General features: G+C 45.8%; 1 protein-coding gene. It reads left to right on the top strand.

The features are described 5' to 3' along the window. The coding region (locus DM995_RS23020) for a hypothetical protein (RefSeq protein ID WP_232824599.1) at positions 1-276 on the top strand (276 nt) is incomplete at its 5' end. Between the last annotated feature and the right edge of the window lie 379 nt (positions 277-655).

Raw genomic sequence — 655 nt, 5'->3', positions numbered from 1 at the left:
TTGTTCATAAAGAACATCGCGACGTTTGTGACCAACATCGCGACGTTTGTGACCAACATCGCGACGTTTGTGGCTAACATCGCGACGTTTGTGGCTAACATCGCGACGTTTGTGGCTAACGTCGCGACGTTTGTGGCTAACATCGTGACGTTCATAAAGAACATCACGACATTTGTGGCTAACGTCGCGACGTTCCTTATGAATGAAACGACATTCGTCACAAACGTCAAAGCGATGGTGCAAAGTAGACGCTACGCGATCGCAAATAAAATTTAATTTAATCGCGGTTCTTGGTTGAATGAACTTTTAAAAAACCACGTAGATGAAGAATTTTAATCCCCGTCAGGGGTGAAGGTAGTCTACGAATTCTCAAAGAACCCCACCCCGGTTTTGTCTAACGCCAAAACCGCCCCTCCCCGCTTGCGGGGAGCAGGGTGGTTTCATACGAAAAAATAAAAATACGTAAGTCTTGATTTCTCGTTTTGTAGCATGGATTTTTACCCCTCTCTCCAAACCTCTCCCCCACGGGGGGAGAGGCTTTGAAACCCAGTTTTAATTTTTCTTTGATTGTATGAAACCACCCTGCTCCCCGATTTCGGAGAGGGGATTAAGGGGTGGGGTAAAATTCTGTGCAGCTTCACGAAGAATTGGTATT

Source organism: Blastomonas sp. UPD001 (genome assembly GCF_003426715.1).
GTDB lineage: Bacteria > Pseudomonadota > Alphaproteobacteria > Sphingomonadales > Sphingomonadaceae > Blastomonas.
The sequence above is the reverse complement of the archived record's forward strand: the minus strand, read 5'-3'. Positions and strand labels throughout refer to the sequence as shown.